Source organism: Aquimarina sp. (genome assembly GCF_977115655.1).
Window position 1 is genome coordinate 1 of record NZ_CDSBKO010000154.1, and the last position, 1,200, is coordinate 1,200.

Consider the following 1,200-nt stretch of genomic DNA (forward strand, 5'->3'; position numbering starts at 1 on the left):
TTAAGACCGTTGCAAAAGGTCGGTTTACTTGATTTAGTTTTTCTATTAGGTAGATTTTTTGCTCAAAAACCTCTAAGTTTTCAAATTTCTTTTAGTTTTCGAAGATATATGTCTATTTCTAATGCTGATTTCTCTTAATTTTGGTAATTAGACGCAATTATCCCTGGACTTCGATACAAATTGTAACACATAGCTTCCATAAGATTTTGAGTATGCATTTTTTGGATGCCTTTGTATTTTGCTGTACCACCAGAAAACCATCTTTTTATTCCTCCAAAAGTACGCTCTACTTTAAATCTTGTTTTTCCTATCAGTTTATTGAATTTTTTCTCCCAATGAGTTAAAGGCTTGTTTTTATAAGCCTTTTTTAGAATATGGTTTTTAAGTTTACGTTCTTTAAGAAGTGCTGCATTTTTCTTTGATTGATACCCTTTATCTGCTTTTATGGGAATATTTTGTGGTAAATCTGCTGTGTCCAATACCGCTTCTAAATTACCAACTTCGTTAGTACTTGCTTTTGTGGTTAACACCCCTAAAACCAAACCTTCGTTGTCGGTGACATAATGCTTTTTATAACCATACCGATATTTACCCTGCTTTTTTAGCCAAGAGGCTTCTTTGTCTACACTATCAGCATACTCTTTAGCCACTTCTACTTCTTCAAGATCTTCTCTGTCCTCTGTGATCTTATGATTGGTTTTACCTTTAGGTTTTAAGGGAGTATCTATCACACTAGCATCTATAATCGCTCCTGTTTTAACGATAATACCAGTAGATTCTAATTGAGTATTGATTTGTTTAAAAAGTGATTCATAGGCATTAGCCTTGGTCAAAGCTGTTCTAAACCGACTTAAAGTACTATGGTCAGGAGCTATTTGATCAATATTTAAACCACAGAAATAACTAAAGGAAATACTATCATTGACACGATCTTCTACCTCATAATCACTCAGACCATACCAAGTCTGAAGTAAACACATCTTAAATAATAACAAACCACTATAACTAGGTTTGCCTGTAGCACTTTTACCTTTTGCATAATGTCGTGAAATAACACCAGAGATAGCAACCCAATCTATAAGACTATTAATTTGAGTAAAAAAGGTACGTTTGATTTTTCTTGATCGTAAATCGCAGATGCTATCTGCCAAAGTAGGGTGAGATATTAATTCCATACCCAAAAGATAAAAAAAATTAAGA

The 1,200-nt window shown here is 33.2% G+C and carries 1 protein-coding gene; it reads right to left on the reverse strand.

The features are described from left to right. Window positions 1–134: 134 nt before the first annotated feature. Entirely contained in the window at window positions 135–1,175 is a 1,041-nt protein-coding gene (locus tag ACZIYX_RS23965; RefSeq protein WP_462684780.1) for an IS5 family transposase, read from the reverse strand. Window positions 1,176–1,200 lie beyond the last annotated feature (25 nt).

Excerpts from the sequence above, each read along its gene's own strand:
- ACZIYX_RS23965 (WP_462684780.1), bottom strand. The coding sequence starts at position 1,175 with ATGGAATTAATATCTCACCCTACTTTGGCAGATAGCATCTGCGATTTA.